The organism is Nodularia spumigena CCY9414 (assembly GCF_000340565.2).
Taxonomy (GTDB): domain Bacteria; phylum Cyanobacteriota; class Cyanobacteriia; order Cyanobacteriales; family Nostocaceae; genus Nodularia; species Nodularia spumigena.
The window spans coordinates 2,812,104-2,829,711 of record NZ_CP007203.1; the positions used below are offsets into that span (position 1 = coordinate 2,812,104).

The window sequence follows — 17,608 nt, forward strand, 5'->3', positions numbered from 1 at the left end:
CGGAACAGACCATTACTATCAGGTGAGGCTACATCATGGTCATTGGCAAAGGTGAGGTAGTTGAAATCTCCGGTGAAGTAATCTCCTACGGTAATACTGTAAGATTGCCAACCAGAACCAGTGCTATAGTTTTTAAAGTTATTCAGTCCCCAATTTTGAGTTCCACTAAGTTGGAATAAGTTTTGGGGGTTATTGATGACATCATTGTCAGTATCAAAACCAATTCCGTGAATTTCTCCTCGTTTGCTGCTTTGGAATTCAAATTCCAGGATGGTGTTGTTGGTAATATTGTAATTACCAATGTCCAGTTTTTTCCAGGTGTTACCGGATAGTCCTAGTTGAGTTTTATCAGCCGAGATGGTGAATTCATCTGTGACATCTTGGGAGGCGGCGGAAAGAGCGTATTCGTTGCTACTACCGTTGATATTGAGGCTGAGGTTGTTATTCTGATTCTCGTAGAGTTGGATATTGCGGAACTGACCATTACTATCAGGTGAGGCTACATCATGGTCATTGGCAAAGGTGAGGTAGTTGAAATCTCCGGTGAAGTAATCTCCTACGGTAATACTGTAAGATTGCCAACCAGAACCAGTGCTATAGTTTTTAAAGTTATTCAGTCCCCAATTTTGAGTTCCACTAAGTTGGAATAAGTTTTGGGGGTTATTGATGACATCATTGTCAGTATCAAAACCAATTCCGTGAATTTCTCCTCGTTTGCTGCTTTGGAATTCAAATTCCAGGATGGTGTTGTTGGTAATATTGTAATTACCAATGTCCAGTTTTTTCCAGGTGTTACCGGATAGTCCTAGTTGAGTTTTATCAGCCGAGATGGTGAATTCATCTGTGACATCTTGGGAGGCGGCGGAAAGAGCGTATTCGTTGCTACTACCGTTGATATTGAGGCTGAGGTTGTTGTTATATAATATCAGGTCTTGGGTAATAATGAAACCAGAATTGGTATTCAAAGTAGCAAACTGATTACTACCAAAGCTCAAAGCACCTATATTATCGTCGTAATTGAATTGGCTTGTGGCAGTTGCGCCAAAGGTAGAACCAATCACGATCTTATCTCCCTCCAAATGAGAAAAGTCTTTGATAGTATCAATACCCTCTAATACAGAATTGAATACAAATTTATCAGCCCCAAGTCCACCAAAAAGAATGTCACTACCTTCATTACCATCAAGATAGTCATCGTCTTCTCCACCATTAATGACATCGTTATATTGACTGCCTATAAGAGTGTCATTTCCTCCGCTACCCTCTAAATTTATGGGTAATCCGTCCTCTGGGGCAACTTGTAAATCACTGAAATTGATAGTATCGTTGTAGTCAGTACCTACGACTGATTCAACGTTTTTGAAGTTGGTACTGTTACTACTGGTGATAGAAATTCCTACCGTATTCTGTGAATAATAAACCTGGTCATATCCTGTACCACCATCAATAATGTCATTCACTCCACCAGGTACAATTAAATCATTACCTTCTCCACCATATATTTCGTTAGTCCCATTTTTGCGTCCTGCAAGTAGATCATCACCGGCAAGACCGTATATTTTGACAGAGCCGACAGTGGGGTTATTTTCGGTAACATAGATATAATCCCCAGCAATAGTTCCAGTGTAGCTTTCTCCACTGACTGCTACCTTGCTGGTGTTGTTACGAGTCTTACCGATAACACCATTAGTCGCATTGTTGGTAAACAAACTCTCAATAAATTGCGTTACACCAACATTTTGACCTTGTACTGTTGGGAAAAGGTTTGGATCTATGTAAATTCTCAAAAACGTTGATGGTTCATTTGTTTGGTTGTTGTACGCTACTTCTACACTTGTTCCATTAATACTACCTGATGCTAATGTATAGTTATAGGAATTATTATCAGTTAGCTTAGGAAGTGTGATGGTATCTATCCCTGGTTGAAAATCCATAATTTCTACTATGGATCTTCTTTGCGTTACGTTGACAGTTCCCCAACCATTTGCTCCTTGACCGTCAAAGAAGTTACCAATACCCGCCAAGTTGTTTTGATATTCCTTTATGTCTAAGTTGTAGTTTTTTGCGATATTAGCTCTATCATTAGCCCAGTGTGCAGTAACAGCAAAAACATCAATTACATTCTCAGCTGTATCGGTTATATCAAAAAACGTTGCTGATTTAGCTGCTATTGCTATATAATCAATACTAGCCCCCATTGAAGCATGAGTAAGATCCGCAGCACGACGTTCTTCCCTAACATCCCAATCAGGTTCTACTAAAAGTTCAGCCAACTGTTTGAGTTTGCCAGTATTGAAGTCCAGTCCGACTGTACCAGATGATCCTTCAATTGATATGTTGAATATATCACTGCCTTGAGAACCAGAAACTTTTTGTGAGGTGGTTAAGCCGTCGTAGGATCTGAGTTGGAAAATGTCAGGACCAAAACCACCTACCGCACTAACGGTAAATTTTTCGGGTTTTGCGAGAACGAAAAACTGAGAATCTGTATTGCTTCCAGTTGCAGCATACTGATTGATTTCAATGATGCCTCTTTGAGAATAGGTACTGGGGTAATCGTTCCATTTGCCAGCACCACCGAAATTCATCCCCACATAATCTTCCTGTCCATTATTACCATTTGGTTCACCTGGATACCAGTTAGTGTAAGTAGAATTTTCACCACTTGCCCACTTGAACTGGCCTTGCGTTACCTTATCTGTCAACCCAATCCACAGTTGTTCAGTACCAAAAGTATTAACTAACCAGTCTTGTTCAACTTGTGAGTTGATGGTGACAAGATTTCCCCCTAAACTCTGTGCCTGTGCTTGAGCTTGTTCCCATGTTCCAGGACCAGTTAAGAGATATTTGCTGCCGTTATACTCGTAAAATTTGTTTTCAATAATGCCTCTTTGAGAAGTGGTACTGGGGTAATCGTTCCATTTGCCAGCATCACGGAAATTCATCCCCACATAATCTTCATTCCCATCATTATTCGGTTCACCTGGATACCAGTTAGTGTAAGTAGAAGTTTCACCACTGACCCACTTGAATTGGCCTTCTGTGACTTCATCTGTTAACCCAGTCCACAGTGGTTCACTACTACCAAAGGTACTGACTAACCAACGTTGCTCGGCTTCATCATTGACGGTGACAAGATTTCCGCCTAAACTCTGTGCCTGAAGTTGAGCTTGTTGCCATGTTTCATCAGTAGTGTGGCGATAGATAGACCCCTTATACTGATAGGCATTAGTTGGGAAGGTAACATCCGTGATTGTACCGGAGGTATCACTATAATTTGTGCCAATGGCTTGGGCTGTAGCTCCATTTTTGAGAAAAATATTTGGAGCTACACCTTCACCGATATTTCCACCCTGACCACCTGCGACTGAGTTGCCAGTAAAAACGCTATTGAGTAGGGTTAAACTCGCACCAGAGTTAACGAAGATCGCACCACCTAAACCAGCGCCACCGCCACCTCTGCCGCTTAATCTGTTATTATTACTAGCTTCACTACTTGTATTTCCAACGGCGAGTCCACCGACTCCATCGCTTCCTTTTCCACCGAAGCTACCGCCTGCTCCACCTGCTCCACCGCTTCCATTATCATTGGTACTATCACGATCATAATCGGCACCGCCGCCGCCGCCACCGCCGCCACCACCGCCAAAACCACCATTTCCACCATTTCCACCATTTCCGCCTTGATCTGCACCAACCCAGCCATAAGCACCGCCGCCGCCACCGCCGCCACCGCCACCACCGCCAAAACCACCTGGGCTTCCTGGACTGCCATTGGAGCCATCATAGTTATTGCTATCACCCTTACTACCGCCACTACCACCCGATGCACCGCCTCCGCTGGTGCTATAATTCAATCTCCCACCTTGACCTCCGGCTACCCCATTAGTGTTGTTAGAATTGTAACTATTCTGACCGCTAGACACACCAGCTGCACCACCATTACCACCGATAGCCCTGTTACCGCTAAAAGTCACATTATTAAGGGTGACATTCCCTGCATTAATAAACAGCGCCCCCCCTGCGCCTAAACCACCGCCACCACCATTATTATTACCATCGCCTCCTCTGGCTAAACCATTAGCAAAGGTCAGTCTAGAGAAGGTAACATTAGCCCCATCCACCGTAAGAATTTGACGGGCATTTTGACCGCTAATGGTGGTGTTACCATCATCAACAAAATTAATATGGTTACTTGCACCAAGAACTAGAGAACTGTTGATATTAATTGTGCCACTGACGCTGGTTAGATCAATGGTATCTACCCCAGCCTTATTACCCGCATCAATGATGGCTTGGCGCAGAGAACCTGCACCACTATCGTTATTGTTAGTGACTTTCAAGACAGGATTATTCTGCTCAATCTCAATAACCTGACCATCTAACGTAATAGTCGCCGTATCATCCTCAGCCTGCAACACGGCTAATTCTTGCTCGCTTAAAATCTTCCCTTGTGCCAAACTCGAAAAAATTGCCCCTTCATCACCCGGTGTATCTATGACATTAATTTGTGCATCAACAAAATGCCCGTATTCTTCCAGCAATACATTCGCAATTGCTTCAAGATTGTTAGCATTTTGACGAATAAACTCAGCAGCTAAATAAATCTTGCCAGTGTCTTGAGAAAAAGCCCCATTAGCACCATTAATTTCGGCTGCACTGCGGATTTCAATAGGAGGTAAAGTTGCAAAATCTCTATTTATCCAAGCAGTCTGAAAGCCACTAGCATCAACTGATTTACCAAATGTAACTGCTATGCTCTCACGGAAACGAGGAGTATTAGCGAATTGATGTAGCAGATCAAAGACTGTATCTAATGATTGATCAACTACGAGTTTCAGCCAAGTTTGAGATGGGCTGGTATTTCTAGACATTTTGGGTTGTTTCCTTTTGTGTAGGTGAAGTAGTATTTAACTTTGCAGATATTACTCCTGGTTAATCAGGTAGTAAAATCCTCATATTTCTGTTGATGCGTTTGTTTACTTTATCAACTTCGTTACTGTTTTCCGTACTGAGTTTTACTGAGTTAACCTAAGTTATGACTAACTTTTATTATTCTTTGTATAAATAAAAATTACAGCACTTCACCCCTAACCCAATACTTGTCGGTTAAGCTAAAAACATTAAATTAGGTAGGTTGGGTTGACGCAAGTAAACCGAATATTTACGGACTTTTGTTGGGTGGCGCTGTCGCTTAACCCAACCTACAAAAACTGACATCTTGCACGAAGCCTTGGAACCCTTAAAATCGCAGCTACACAAACAAAGTCCGCCTACGTTTAATCACGGAAAAACAAGGTTTTTGAAGCCAGGTAGGTGGGGAAAGCCTGTGTAGAGACTTTCTATGCAACGTCTCTACATTTTCAGTCGCTAGCTAGGTGCAGGATATGAGTTTATATGGTATGAGTTTTGACATAAAGGACAATTGCAGTATTGGCGTGAAGATATGGAAGATAAAGTTGGAAAACAAGTTCAAGGCAGAAGTGTATAAGTAGATTGTGCTGGGATCTATATATAAGTGGCAGCAAAATCCATCAAATCCCGCTTCTGTCAATTTCGGGGAGGACAATCTCTGTAAGCTGTATTAGGAAATTAATACAGGCTATGCTTTTATAACAACTTGGTTGTTGTATTTGTGATGAGAAAATAATCGTGCGATTGCCTACGGCACTGGCAAAGTCAATCGCTTTCTATAAAAAATCTCGAAAATTCGGAGATTACCAATGTTTCCCGAAAGTGACAGAAGAGAGAAAAATGTGTAAATATCCAACAACCAGAAAGCAAAATGGCAAGGTCTTTAAAAGTTCGTCATGATTGTATTGATCAAGTTAAGTTAGCAGTGATACGTAATGGCTACCCCAACCAAAGAAGCTTGGCTTATGATACAGGTTTAGCTCTAGCTACAGTTAGCAATTTCCTGACTGGTAAAGCTGTTAATCATGGAACTTTTGAAGAATTGTGTAGGAGATTAAATCTTGATTGGAAAGAAATTTCTATTTTTAATGACCAGCCACAAAATTATTGTAAAACTACAGATTATTCGGAAAAAAACAGAAGCTGGGGGACGGCGATTGATGTTTCATCATTTCATGGACACTTACAAGAACTGAGACAGCTAAAAACATTGATTCTAGAAGATGGCTGTCGCTTGGTGACATTATTAGGAATGGGCGGAGTTGGTAAAACGAGTTTAGCGACTCAATTAGCAACAGAAATTCAAGATCAGTTTGATTATGTGATTTGGCGATCGCTACAGTATACTAATTCGGGAACTAATGTTATAATTGAATTAGTCTCATTGTTATCCGATGAGGAAGAAACTCAACCCGACATCAATCTACTCATAGATTATCTGCGTACTTATCGATGTCTATTAATTTTCGATAACCTAGAAACAGTCTTAGATGCGGGTTCCCTGGGAAAGTTTCGCCCTGAATATCACATATATGCTGATTTAATTCAAGCAATTGGCAAAACCAACCATAATAGCTGTTTGATTTTAACATCTAGAGAAAAGCCGACTGAAGTCGCAATTTTAGAGCAAGTAGGTTTAAAGGTGCGTTTCCTCCAGTTAGAAGGTTCTCCAGAAGTAGCGCTTCAAATAGTAGAATTAAAGCAACTGCTAGGTTCCGATGAGCAAAAACAGGAATTGTGCGATCGCTATAATCATAACCCTTTACAAATATACATGGTTACTAATGCTATAATCGAGCTATTTGATGGCGAGATAGGCAAATTCCTAGAACAAAATATTTTATTGCTGAGTGATATTATTCACTTACTAGAGCAGCAGTTAAATCGCCTTTCTGACATAGAATGGCATATTATGTACTTTATAGCTATTCATCGCCAATTGTCAACTATTGACACCTTAGCTCAAAATATTTGGACGAATGTTCCTAAATTCCAACTTTTAAATGCAATAGAAAGATTGATTTCGCGCTCACTAATTGAAAAAACAGCTAAAGGTTATACCCAAAAACTTGTAGTGATGAAGTATGTGGGAGAAAAACTTAAACAGCAAATTTTAATGGAACTGATAAATAGAAAGTTTTCCCTGTTTAATAAATATCTGCTTTTTCCGGAAACATCAAAAAAATATTTAATAAAAAACCAATTTTCAGTGAATTTAAAAGCAATTGCCGAGCAATTTTGTAATTATTTTACTTCAAAAACAGATATCAAGAGACACTTTCAGGGCATTTTAGAGGAAGTGCAAACATTTAGACAGCAGTTATCTAAATATGGAGTGTTCAATTTGATTCATCTCTGTGATTATCTGGAAATTGAATTAACAGAAGCAGAAAAAGATGTACTGCCATTTTACATCACAGAGATTAGATCAAATTATTCAATTGATTAATAAAAAAGTTGTATAATTTACTAAAAGCAATTCCTGTGGTTTTAAGGGAATAGGGAGTAGTGAATAGTGAATGTCCTAATTACCTTGGCGGTTGCTATATTCAACGGGAAGCTAACCGAGGATAAGTTAGGGGAGGAGTCAGCTATTCACACAGAACGCCAATTTTCGATTTGCAAGTTAGGTACTCTTTGAAATTCTCGGACATTAGATGTCACTACTATGTGATTATTGATGACTGCGGTAGCTGCGATGAGGACATCATAAGCACCAATAGGTGAACCTGCTTGTTTAAGAAAGCTTCTGATTTGAGCTGCTTGTTCTGCTTCTTTCGAGTCAAAAGGTAAAATTGTAATTGAATTTAATAAGGTTTCAATAATTGATTGAATTTTAACAGCGCGTTGTGGGTTGATAGCTAATCCATATTTCACCTCCATAACTGTTAGAGGATGTCTGAAAACTTTTTCGTGTTGCATAAAACACTTGTAGATCCCCCTAAATCCCCCTTAAAAAGGGGGACTTTGATTAATTTTCCCCCCCTTATTAAGGGGGGTAAGGGGGGATATGGATAAAACTGATACTTCTCAGACATCCTCTTAGAGATGAAACAAAAATTTCAGCAGGGGAGATTAATTTTATTCGCTGGAGGGTGTTTTCTTCTCCTTTGACAAAATCACTAATAACGCAAGTATCCAGGAGATAACCCATATATGATTAAAGTTCTATTTCGTTAGGTGGTATCAGTTCATCTCGATATGATTCAAAGATGATACTTTCTTTTACACCTTGATATTGCATGAGCATTTCTGGCCATTGGCTGGGTTTAGCTTCTAGGAAGGTGACGAAAACTAGGCTTTCACTAATGTCCTGCGGTGTTTCATCCAGTTCAATTTTGCCGTTTTTATAAATGCCTTGAATGGTTTTTAACATATAGCTTACCTCCTAGTACCGCTTCGCGGAAGTCAAAAGTTAAAAGTCAAAAGTCAAAAAGCGTTTATTCTAGTATTTTGAGCTTTTGAAAATAGTATCCCTATTTACGCAGTTCTGGACTAAATGAATTTTAACCGATTTTTTCTAATTGTTCTTCAATACCTTAGCCCAATTGAAAAAAGCCTTAATTCGTAGGTTGTTTTGAAGCCTGAAACCCAACAAATGCGTTGGTTTGCGCTGTCGCTTAACCCCTACTACAAAAAATGGCTAAGGTATTTTTTAAGCAACATTACCCGCAGCTAAAACTTGTTCAACTGTCAGCGCAATTTTCGGGAAAGTTGCAGATATAATTTGCTGATTTCCGCTAAACTCTTGTTCTTCGTATAATCCTTCTTCCAATAATAAAATTGTAATTTTTGACTTGATGGGGTCTACAATCCAATATTCAGGAATCTCCAAGGCTGCATATTCAGAACGTTTGTGACGATAATCGCGTTTGACTGAATCAAGACTGACAACTTCTACTACTAATATCGGCGCAGTCTGACAAACAGCAGACTCATCCAGGAATTCCATTACCTGTGCAGTTGTTACAACATAAACATCAGATAATCTTGACTTCCGCCATCCTGTTCTCACCCCTGCCTCTTTAAAGCATAGCCAAGGTAAACTCAAACGCTTGATTTCTGCCTTAAAGTTATCCTGAATAAAGTCGGAAATTAGCAAATGTCTAAAAGTGGGTGGATTCATCAGTTCTAGTTTCCCATCCACCAGTTCATAACGGCTATCAGTTCCATTATCATAAGTAAGATATTCTTCAAAAGAGTATAAACGCTCAGTTGTCTGTGTCATGGTGTAAACTCTAAATAAAGGGATTTTTTTGAGGTAGTTCTCAAAAGATGATCAAGAATTCCCCATTGATTAGTAGTAGAGCGTGTGCGCTACTACTTCTATCAATAGCCTATTCCACAGTGACTGATTTTGCTAAATTTCGGGGCTGGTCAACATCCAAACCGCGACGCGCTGCAATATGATAAGCCAAGAGTTGCAAAGGAATCACTGTCAGAATCGGTGAGAGTAATTCATCCACTTCAGATACTGGGAGCAAATCATTAAAAATTTCCGCCGCTTCGCCATCATTGCTGGGAGTTACACCAATTAAGCGGGAATCTCTGGCTTTGGCTTCTTGGGCGTTAGAAAGCACCTTTTCATATACATTACCAGGAACTGCGATCGCAACCACTGGAACTTTCGCTTCTAATAACGCAATCGGTCCATGTTTCATTTCCCCCGCAGGATAACCTTCAGCATGAATATAGCTGATTTCTTTTAATTTTAACGCCCCTTCTAAAGCAATAGGAAAATTGATCCCCCTACCTAAAAAGATAAAATCTGTTGTGTCTGCAAACTCATGGGCTAAGTGTTCAGTTAAAGTTTCCTGACTCTGCAACGTGGCTTCAATTTGTTGAGGAATTTGGCGCAACCCCTGAATAATTTCTGCTAATCTTTCTGGGGAAACTGTCTGACGACGAGCCGCTAAATCTAACGCTAAAGCATAAAATGCCATCAATTGGGCGGTAAAAGTTTTCGTTGCTGCTACCCCAATTTCAATTCCCGCTAAGGTGTTGATAATATGGGGAACCATTAACCCCAGGCTGCTTTCTGGGCGATTGGTAATCCCTAATAGTCGCGCTTGATACTGAGGTTCTTGCCCCAGGCGACGTTCTTTTTCCATCCCTAAAGCTGCTAAAGTATCAGCAGTTTCACCTGATTGAGTCACACCAATAATTAAGGTATTTGCGGTTAAAGGTGAGGGTGCATAGCGATATTCAGAAGCATAATGTACCTGAGTGGAAATTCCTGCTAGTTGTTCAATTAAGTATTTTCCGAGTAATGCGGCGTGCCAACTTGTACCACAAGCCACAATATTAATTTGTTCTAAATCTGCGTAAAATTCAGGAGGTAAGCCCAGGTTAATGGGTGAGGCTAAGTCAGCAGAATTACTATCAGTATCAAAGTAAGCTGCTAAACTGGCTCTTACTACCCCCGGTTGCTCATAAATTTCTTTAAGCATAAAGTGTTTGAATCCCTGCTTTTCTACCATCGTGGGATTCAAATTCAGCATTCGGGGCTGTTTTTTCAATCTGTCGCCAGCAAAGTTGTAAATTTCCACGCCTAATGGTGTAAGACGGGCAATTTCGCCATTTTCTAACGGTAAAACTGCACGAGTATGAGCCACAATTGCGGGGGTGTCGGAGGCGCAAAAGAATTCACCTTGACCAAAGCCAATGACTAGAGGGGCTTGTTGACGGACAACAATTAGTTCATCTGGGTAGTCAGCAGAAATTACTGCGATCGCAAACGCTCCTTTAAGATAGTTAACAGCTTGGCGAATTGCGTCTAAAAGCGGAGAAGGGGAACTAGGGAGATGAGGCGCTGGAGGATTTTTGAGAAATTCAGCTATGAGATGGGGAATAACTTCGGTGTCGGTTTCGGAAACAAACTGGTGTCCTTTTTGTTTCAGTTCTTCGCGCAACCCCCGATAGTTTTCCACAATGCCATTTTGCACCACCGCCACGCGCATAGCCATATCCATGTGGGGATGGGCGTTGTGTTCTTCTGGCTTACCATGAGTCGCCCAGCGAGTGTGACCGATACCAATTTGAGAATGAGTGGCGATTTGTTCGAGTTTAGAACGTAAGTTATGTAGTTTACCTTTGGCGCGAACACAGTTGACTTCACCTTCTGTGACTGTGGCTATACCGGCGGAGTCATACCCGCGATACTCCAGTTTTTCCAACCCAGCCAGTAAAATATCTGTTGCTACTTGAGTCCCTATATACCCAACGATTCCACACATACTCACACCACTCTGATTTGAATATAATTTAATTTAGTCTAGTTGCCAGCATAAAAGCGGCTTTTTGTCCAAGAAAAAAGGAGCTAGTACCGCAAGGCGTTCGTCAAAAGTCAAAAGTCAAAAGTCAAAAAGCTTTTACGTTGGGCTTTTGAACCTTTTGAAAGGGTATCCATATTTACGCCGCAGTGTACTAGTTGCTCCCTATGCTACCAGGTATTATGATTTTTGAATTTTTAAACTAAAAGAAAAATTTTAGTAGGGTGAGCAGAACCCACCCTACAACCTTAAAGTAGCTTGCTATGGAAACACTCAATTGTGGAACCAATCAGGAATTTTCACAAAAATTCCTTAGTAAGCTAGACCCATGCTGCGAGTTGTTTCAGCACCTAGATAAACTCGGATGCTCAAAAAGTCAGTAGGGCAAGCAGTTTCACAACGCTTACATCCTACGCAGTCTTCAGTGCGAGGTGAAGCGGCAAGTTGAGCAGCTTTACAGCCATCCCAGGGTACCATCTCCAACACGTCTGTAGGGCAAGCGCGGACGCACTGGGTGCAGCCAATGCAGGTATCGTAAATTTTAACGGTATGAGACATTGAGAAAAAGGCTCCTTTCCAGTGTTCTTCTCTGCGAAAGAATCATATATCAAAGCATAGTTTACAGCAGTAGCTTATAGTCCGTAATCAAAAGGCTACATAACTTTAAACAATGTAATTGAGACTCGAAAAAATTTCTATTGGCAAAATCTCTCTATTGCTTATATATCAACGATATCACAGGTATATATTGACCTGAATGCTTTCTGAAATTGTGGATATTTGTAAACTTATATGAAGTGAAAGTCAACACAAATCAAGTCAATCTGGATTTATTTATAGTAATTATTGTCTGAATATTATACACTACTGAATTGAACGAATTTGTGACGAAATGTTCTGCACTATAGAGAGCGATGGGCAAAGCCCCGCCAGAGGCGATCGCTGTAATTTTGTCTAAGGTTTTCAGCCTGGTATTTATAATTAATGTAAACCACGTCACATAAACTTATGGAGCCAGACTCTTTAGCAACCGAGGTAATTCTGACACATCCCAGTCAGTCACTCGGCAGAGTCCAACTTGATTGGACACCCCAACCAGGAAATTACGTCGATTTTGAAGGTAAAACTTATGCGGTATTAGAACGCCGCCACAGATACCAATTTAAATCAGGACGTTACCATCTGCGGAATATAGCCCTTTACGTACAGTGCGCCAAAAGACCAACAGAGAAAACTTTCGTCCAGGGACGTTGGGTCATTGGTGATGCTACCTGTAGCTATAATGCACAATCGGAAATCATGCGCTGTGCTGTCAACCCAGAAGGCCCTTGTGAGTCTTGCCGTTTCTACGAAAAATTAGCTGTTTAACCATTGCCAAATACTTCACCCACAGTTAAACGATTACCATTGACAAAATCCCATCCTGACTGGGGACGTTTACCAGCTAATTGAACCTCGCGTAAAAGTAGCAAACCTTCACCAGTTTGGGCAATTGCGCCAATTCCCTTGGCGATGCTGACCACTTGTCCTGGACTACCTGATATAGTCGATAATTCAGGCAATTTTTGGTAAATTTCTGTTAATTCAGGTGTCGGCTCGTAACCGTAAGCATCACCAAGGGGAACCGAGGCGATAATTTTGATGCCTTGATCCCGAAAGGTGGCTGTACAGTTGGGGTAAAAACCTCTGATTTGGTTATGTAATTGAATAGCGCTTTTTGACCAATCCAAAGTATAGTTGTGCTTTTGAATCAAAGGCGCATAAGTCGCTTCTGCTTCATCTTGGGGAACAGGTGCAATTTCCCGATTTTCCAGTTTAAACAGAGTTTCTACTAATAAATCTCCACCAATGACACATAGCCTCTGGGCTAAATCCTGGGCATTATCTAGCAGCGCAATAGGTGTAGTTGCTTTTAATAGCATTGCCCCAGTATCCATTCCGGCATCCATTAACATGGTAGTGATCCCCGTTTCTGTTTCGCCGTTGTACAGACACCACTGAATCGGTGCTGCACCACGATACTTGGGTAAAATCGAGCCATGCACATTCACACAACCCAATTTTGGCATATCCAAGATTTCTGGGGACAAAATCTGTCCATAGGCCACAACGACAAATACATCTGCATCACATTCGCGAAGTTGGGTTAAAGTTTCAGTGTCCTTTTTAATCCGTTGTGGTTGCCATACAGGCAAATTATGGTTAATAGCAACGGTTTTTACTGGTGAAGGGATAAGTTTGTTACCACGTTCCCGACGTTTATCAGGTTGGGTAACAACTGCTAAAACCTGAAAATCTGGTTGATTTAGTAATTTTTCTAGGGTAGGAACTGCAAAGTCAGGTGTTCCAAAAAATACAATTTTCATTATTTGTTGCTTATTACGTAGGTCAGTTAAAATTATTAATGTCTCTAACAGGGCAAAATCTGACTAAAGCCCTGATTACAAACCAATTTAAACAATTTTATATGTCGTAGCATAGTTTAATCAATCTTTGCCTATTTATAAAGCTTAGGGTCAGTACTCCTAGTTGCCTATAGCTGAACTAGGAGCTTCTGTAATGACGGGGGAATGCCTGAGAATAGTTAGGATTAGCCAGCCTTTTTAGAGAAAATAGTGCCAAATGAATTTTTTTGATGTTAAGGTGGTTTTATATTGCCCAAAACCAGCTTTGCTTGATAAACTTATACAATTAAGAATAAGGTGAGAAGGCAATAAGCTGATATCGACTGTATAAAGTGCTAGTAATCCTATGTGGCTATGTCTCACAACAAGTCATTTTAGGTCTACTCAGTAAATAATTGTGATAAATTCTCTCTGTATTCTGCTACACATTTAGTTGTGTTTCTCGAATTGGGTTGCGATCGCGCAATTTTCCTTTTTTGAGATCAGAGTTTCTATTTGGGGGTAGATGCTAACGGTGTTTTTTGAGTATTATGTCGTTGTGCGTCATCTTTCCCAGGTTTTAACGTAACGCCTCACTGCCACTGTTATCGGGGTCTGCTCTGTTGTAGCAGGAATCAATAGGGAAACCACCAGTGCCTTAGCTTTTGCTAATGCCAATGCCAACAGGTAAGTTATTTTGCTCTGCCTCTGTCATGTCAGTAAATTTAGCTGACAGGATAGGTTTAATACCTTTAACTAGCACCATTTATTTGATGTAGTCGAGTATTAAAGGCGGTGGCAACAGTGTATTTTATGCAGTAACTTTTATGTGATCTGCATCAGTTGATTGGGCAGATATCCCACAAAAAACCACAATTTATCAGCAATGAGGTGTGAAATATGACACTAAATTTTTGTAAAATTATACAAAGTTTGAACAAATTATCTAGTTTTACTAGTTAAATCTGTCATTTTGTTGTTATACCTGTAATTATTGCTTGCTACCTTGCTGCCTAGGCATTGCTCTTCACACAGCACCCGCCCTCCCTAGAGAGTCTACATATGCTCAAACTCTTCTTGCTGTCAGGATGGTTCCGCGTTAAACCATTTCTCAATTATTTTTTCCTCGTGATGCTGATCGCACCCTTAGTTGCGGCATCGGGTAACTCTAGTTCAGCAAAACAATTAAAAGTAGTAACAAAAATTACTTCCGCAAGGGCAGAATTTGACTCTGCGCCATTGGGAGTTGCTACGATGAATGAACCTTATTTAGTTGAATTATTAACAACGTCTCCCATAAGCTCCTTGATGGGAAAATCTGACTCTATGCCATTGTTAATGGCTTCTGTTCGGGAACCGTCAATCTTACAAAGGAGCAAAATTGAGTCTTTGGTCGCAGATGATTTTATCTCTAGGGGTGATGTCGATGCGGCTTCACCATTAGCAGCAGTGGAACTAGCACCAATTCCAGAAAGGCGTGTTAGTAAATTGAATTTAGGGCAGAAATTTAACTCTGCTAATGACTTTAATACTGAGTTGCCAAATGAATTGTTGAGTGCTAAATCACTGAGAGAAACGCCTAGACAATTGCCAGCAATTTTAACACCGGAAACACCTGTGTTGGAAGAATTTGATGAGGCGGAAATGGCACAGATTGATCCCATAGGAAGCCCCCATCCGATTCCCTGGAAATGGATTCTCGCTACTCAAGAGGCTATTGCTGCTAATGGAGGTTCGGGGGTTCGCCACTATCGCAGTGTGCCTGTGACTTCTCCTGATGGTAGGTATATTGTTTACAGCCGGGTGCAACTAGAAGTAAGACCCGAAATGTATAACAGCAAAGTTACCAGTGTGATGTTTGTGGAAGATACACAAACGAATCGGTTGCGGGTGATGGCTTCTACTGCGCCTTTGAGCGATCCTCTGTTACACAGAAACGTCTCATCGCTAGAAGCAGTGGATACAACTATGAGTGGGAAAATAGGGGTTTTAGTTCCTGTGAGCTGGTCGGAAAAAAGCGATCGCTTCTTAGCACGTAAGTTTGAAGGTAAGTTCAATACAGGCGATTCCACAGATCATGCAGTCATTTGGGATCGGCAAAAAAATCACATTCACACTGTAGCCCCGGCGCGTGAGGAACATGAGCATGAGAAGATAGCGGTGTTATTAGGTTGGAGTAAAAACCAACCTGATCATGCACTTTTCCGTGCAGGTGAAATGGGGGAAGAAGACTGGCCTTTAGTACAAGTTGCTACTGATGGTCAAACTGTAAATACAACAGATGCAGACCAGCCGATTACTTTTGGTAAAAAAATTACTGAAGTTTGGGCAGGGCCACAATTTGCTTCTCGATAGTTTCTCAAAAATTTCCCCGATTCCCGTTGTGAGATGCAAAAACAACGGGAATTTTTTTGAGGAGACAGAACTAAAAGATATTCTGAGTGAGGAATAATTTCAAATCAATATGGTGCGTTGCGCTATGCGACAACACACCCTACGAATAGCGGTTAATGTGACGTACTCCACACACTCCCTTTCAGGTGAGTGTGGGCTTCTCAGCGACTCTTCTATGAAGACGTTGACTGAGCTTTAAGACCGTGCGTCCCACGGTTCTTTGGTTGAGCCAAACAATTAGCTTTTATTTTAATAGGCTGCTTTTCAGCATTTAATTGGATTACACCTAATGGTGAAAATTATATCAAATATTTGCAAAAAAAACCAAGAAAGTGTTCATTCCTCACCGACCAACATTGCTGATTTCGCTATGCTCAATTTCGCTCGTTGGTCAATTCGTCACTCACTCACAATTCATCCCACGCTCCTAAGAGTGAGACGTGGGGCTTCTTGCTGCTTTAGCTAACTATTACTCCTCTAATTTTTCGCTGTTTTCTAATTCAGTCACGGCTTCTTTGACTCGACGGATAGGTAAATTAGCAATTAACGCTGTGGTGCGTTGGTTGCTTTCTAGAGAAAACTCTAGTCCTTCTGTCTCAATTTCTACATAGCGACAAACTATCTCCAGGATTTCTTGCCGCATTTTTTCTAATTTTTGGGGGTCTAAATCAGCACGGTCGTGGGCAATCACCAGTTGCAAGCGACGTTTCACTTGAGTGCGACTGGTGTCAGGAGTACGTACAAAGAATCGTTCTATAAGTTCAAGGATCATTACCAATGGGTGTGCGGAGACTGGAACATGAGTTAGTTAAACAATCTTTGTCCACAACAACCTTCGCAGACGGGCAAAGATGTTGTCATTGGGTGCGTCGAGATCAAGAAAATCGACTTTTTCTCCTTCCAATCTACGGGCAATATTATTAAAGGCTATAGCAGCTAAAGAGGGGGTATCCCCTAATACTAATGGTTCGCCGCGATTGGTAGAAACAATAACACGCTCATCATCAGGTATTACCCCAATTAGGGGGATTGCCAGAAGTTCTTGAACATCTTGCACAGACATCATATCATTTGCTCGTACCATTGCGGGTCTGATGCGGTTAATGATTAAATGAGCGCGCTTAACGCCTTGTGCTTCTAGTAATCCTACTACTCTGTCAGCATCACGAACTGCGGAAATTTCCGGCGTGGTGACAATCAGGGCTTCTTTTGCTGGGGCGATCGCATTTTTAAACCCATTTTCAATACCAGCCGGACTATCGATAATCACGTACTGAAACTTTTGGGCTAGTGCATTCACTAGCAATTTCATCTGTTCGGGAGTGACTGAATCTTTAGAACGGTTTTGAGCGGCTGGTAGTAATACGAGATTGGGTTGTCGCTTATCTTTCACCAAGGCCTGTTCTAATCGACACTCCCTAGCCAGAACTTCCACCGCCGTATAAACGATGCGGTTTTCTAGTCCCAGCAATAAATCCAAATTTCTCAAACCAAAATCCGCATCAACTAAAGCAACTTGACGACCAATTTTGGCTAAAGTCATGCCTAAATTTGCGGAAACTGTGGTTTTACCCACTCCTCCTTTACCGGAGGTAATCACAATAATGCGAGTCATGGTAGAGTTGCGCTTGATGAGGGTTCAGG

At 41.0% G+C, this 17,608-nt stretch carries 12 protein-coding genes; 3 read left to right on the top strand and 9 right to left on the bottom strand.

Annotation, left to right across the window (positions count from 1 at the left end; all coding sequences use genetic code 11):
* Positions 1 to 4,874 (bottom strand): lectin-like protein (locus NSP_RS24765; protein WP_017804105.1); only part of this gene is annotated, 4,874 nt, incomplete at its 3' end.
* A gap of 911 nt (positions 4,875 to 5,785) precedes the next feature.
* Between NSP_RS24765 and NSP_RS12175 the strand changes: the two genes are divergently transcribed.
* Entirely contained in the window at positions 5,786 to 7,363 is a 1,578-nt protein-coding gene (locus tag NSP_RS12175) for an NB-ARC domain-containing protein (RefSeq protein WP_006195251.1), read from the top strand.
* Positions 7,364 to 7,509: 146 nt separating this feature from the next.
* On the opposite strand, the gene NSP_RS12180 is transcribed toward NSP_RS12175, so the two are convergent.
* The 5 genes from NSP_RS12180 to psaC form a co-directional block, all read right to left on the bottom strand.
* Complete coding sequence (locus tag NSP_RS12180) at positions 7,510 to 7,836, bottom strand: PIN domain-containing protein (RefSeq protein WP_006195252.1); 327 nt, start codon at positions 7,834 to 7,836, stop codon at positions 7,510 to 7,512.
* A gap of 238 nt (positions 7,837 to 8,074) precedes the next feature.
* Positions 8,075 to 8,290 carry a hypothetical protein gene (locus NSP_RS12185; RefSeq protein ID WP_006195253.1) on the bottom strand — a complete coding sequence of 72 codons (216 nt, stop codon included), beginning with the start codon at positions 8,288 to 8,290 and terminating at the stop codon, positions 8,075 to 8,077.
* A 279-nt stretch (positions 8,291 to 8,569) separates the two neighbouring features.
* Positions 8,570 to 9,142 carry a Uma2 family endonuclease gene (locus NSP_RS12190; protein ID WP_006195254.1) on the bottom strand — a complete coding sequence of 191 codons (573 nt, stop codon included), beginning with the start codon at positions 9,140 to 9,142 and terminating at the stop codon, positions 8,570 to 8,572.
* A gap of 109 nt (positions 9,143 to 9,251) precedes the next feature.
* Positions 9,252 to 11,150, bottom strand: a complete 1,899-nt coding sequence (glmS, locus tag NSP_RS12195) for a glutamine--fructose-6-phosphate transaminase (isomerizing) (protein ID WP_006195255.1) — start codon at positions 11,148 to 11,150, stop codon at positions 9,252 to 9,254.
* Between the two features lie 348 nt (positions 11,151 to 11,498).
* Complete coding sequence (gene psaC, locus NSP_RS12200; RefSeq protein ID WP_006195256.1) at positions 11,499 to 11,744, bottom strand: photosystem I iron-sulfur center protein PsaC; 246 nt, start codon at positions 11,742 to 11,744, stop codon at positions 11,499 to 11,501.
* 450 nt (positions 11,745 to 12,194) lie between these two features.
* Between psaC and NSP_RS12205 the strand changes: the two genes are divergently transcribed.
* A complete protein-coding gene (locus NSP_RS12205; RefSeq protein ID WP_006195257.1) occupies positions 12,195 to 12,554 on the top strand; it encodes a DUF6464 family protein in 360 nt (119 codons plus the stop codon).
* Here the strand turns inward: NSP_RS12205 and fmt are convergent.
* A complete protein-coding gene (fmt, locus tag NSP_RS12210; RefSeq protein WP_006195258.1) occupies positions 12,551 to 13,552 on the bottom strand; it encodes a methionyl-tRNA formyltransferase in 1,002 nt (333 codons plus the stop codon). The two genes, NSP_RS12205 and fmt, sit on opposite strands and share 4 nt — an antisense overlap.
* A gap of 1,080 nt (positions 13,553 to 14,632) precedes the next feature.
* Here fmt and NSP_RS12215 point away from each other — a divergent pair.
* On the top strand, positions 14,633 to 15,925 hold the full coding sequence (locus NSP_RS12215; protein WP_173403281.1) for a hypothetical protein: 1,293 nt from the start codon (positions 14,633 to 14,635) through the stop codon (positions 15,923 to 15,925).
* A gap of 508 nt (positions 15,926 to 16,433) precedes the next feature.
* Here NSP_RS12215 and minE read toward each other — a convergent pair.
* Together minE and minD are read right to left on the bottom strand one after the other, a co-directional pair.
* Positions 16,434 to 16,736, bottom strand: a complete 303-nt coding sequence (minE, locus tag NSP_RS12220) for a cell division topological specificity factor MinE (RefSeq protein ID WP_006195260.1) — start codon at positions 16,734 to 16,736, stop codon at positions 16,434 to 16,436.
* Positions 16,737 to 16,772: 36 nt separating this feature from the next.
* Positions 16,773 to 17,579, bottom strand: coding sequence for a septum site-determining protein MinD (gene minD / locus NSP_RS12225; protein WP_006195261.1), 807 nt, complete (start codon positions 17,577 to 17,579; stop codon positions 16,773 to 16,775).
* Positions 17,580 to 17,608: the final 29 nt, after the last annotated feature.

Coding starts and splice junctions, on each gene's coding strand:
- NSP_RS12175 (WP_006195251.1), top strand. CDS start 5,786: ATGGCAAGGTCTTTAAAAGTTCGTCATGATTGTATTGATCAAGTTAAG.
- NSP_RS12180 (WP_006195252.1), bottom strand. CDS start 7,836: ATGCAACACGAAAAAGTTTTCAGACATCCTCTAACAGTTATGGAGGTG.
- NSP_RS12185 (WP_006195253.1), bottom strand. CDS start 8,290: ATGTTAAAAACCATTCAAGGCATTTATAAAAACGGCAAAATTGAACTG.
- NSP_RS12190 (WP_006195254.1), bottom strand. CDS start 9,142: ATGACACAGACAACTGAGCGTTTATACTCTTTTGAAGAATATCTTACT.
- glmS (WP_006195255.1), bottom strand. CDS start 11,150: ATGTGTGGAATCGTTGGGTATATAGGGACTCAAGTAGCAACAGATATT.
- psaC (WP_006195256.1), bottom strand. CDS start 11,744: ATGTCTCATACCGTTAAAATTTACGATACCTGCATTGGCTGCACCCAG.
- NSP_RS12205 (WP_006195257.1), top strand. CDS start 12,195: ATGGAGCCAGACTCTTTAGCAACCGAGGTAATTCTGACACATCCCAGT.
- fmt (WP_006195258.1), bottom strand. CDS start 13,552: ATGAAAATTGTATTTTTTGGAACACCTGACTTTGCAGTTCCTACCCTA.
- NSP_RS12215 (WP_173403281.1), top strand. CDS start 14,633: ATGCTCAAACTCTTCTTGCTGTCAGGATGGTTCCGCGTTAAACCATTT.
- minE (WP_006195260.1), bottom strand. CDS start 16,736: ATGATCCTTGAACTTATAGAACGATTCTTTGTACGTACTCCTGACACC.
- minD (WP_006195261.1), bottom strand. CDS start 17,579: ATGACTCGCATTATTGTGATTACCTCCGGTAAAGGAGGAGTGGGTAAA.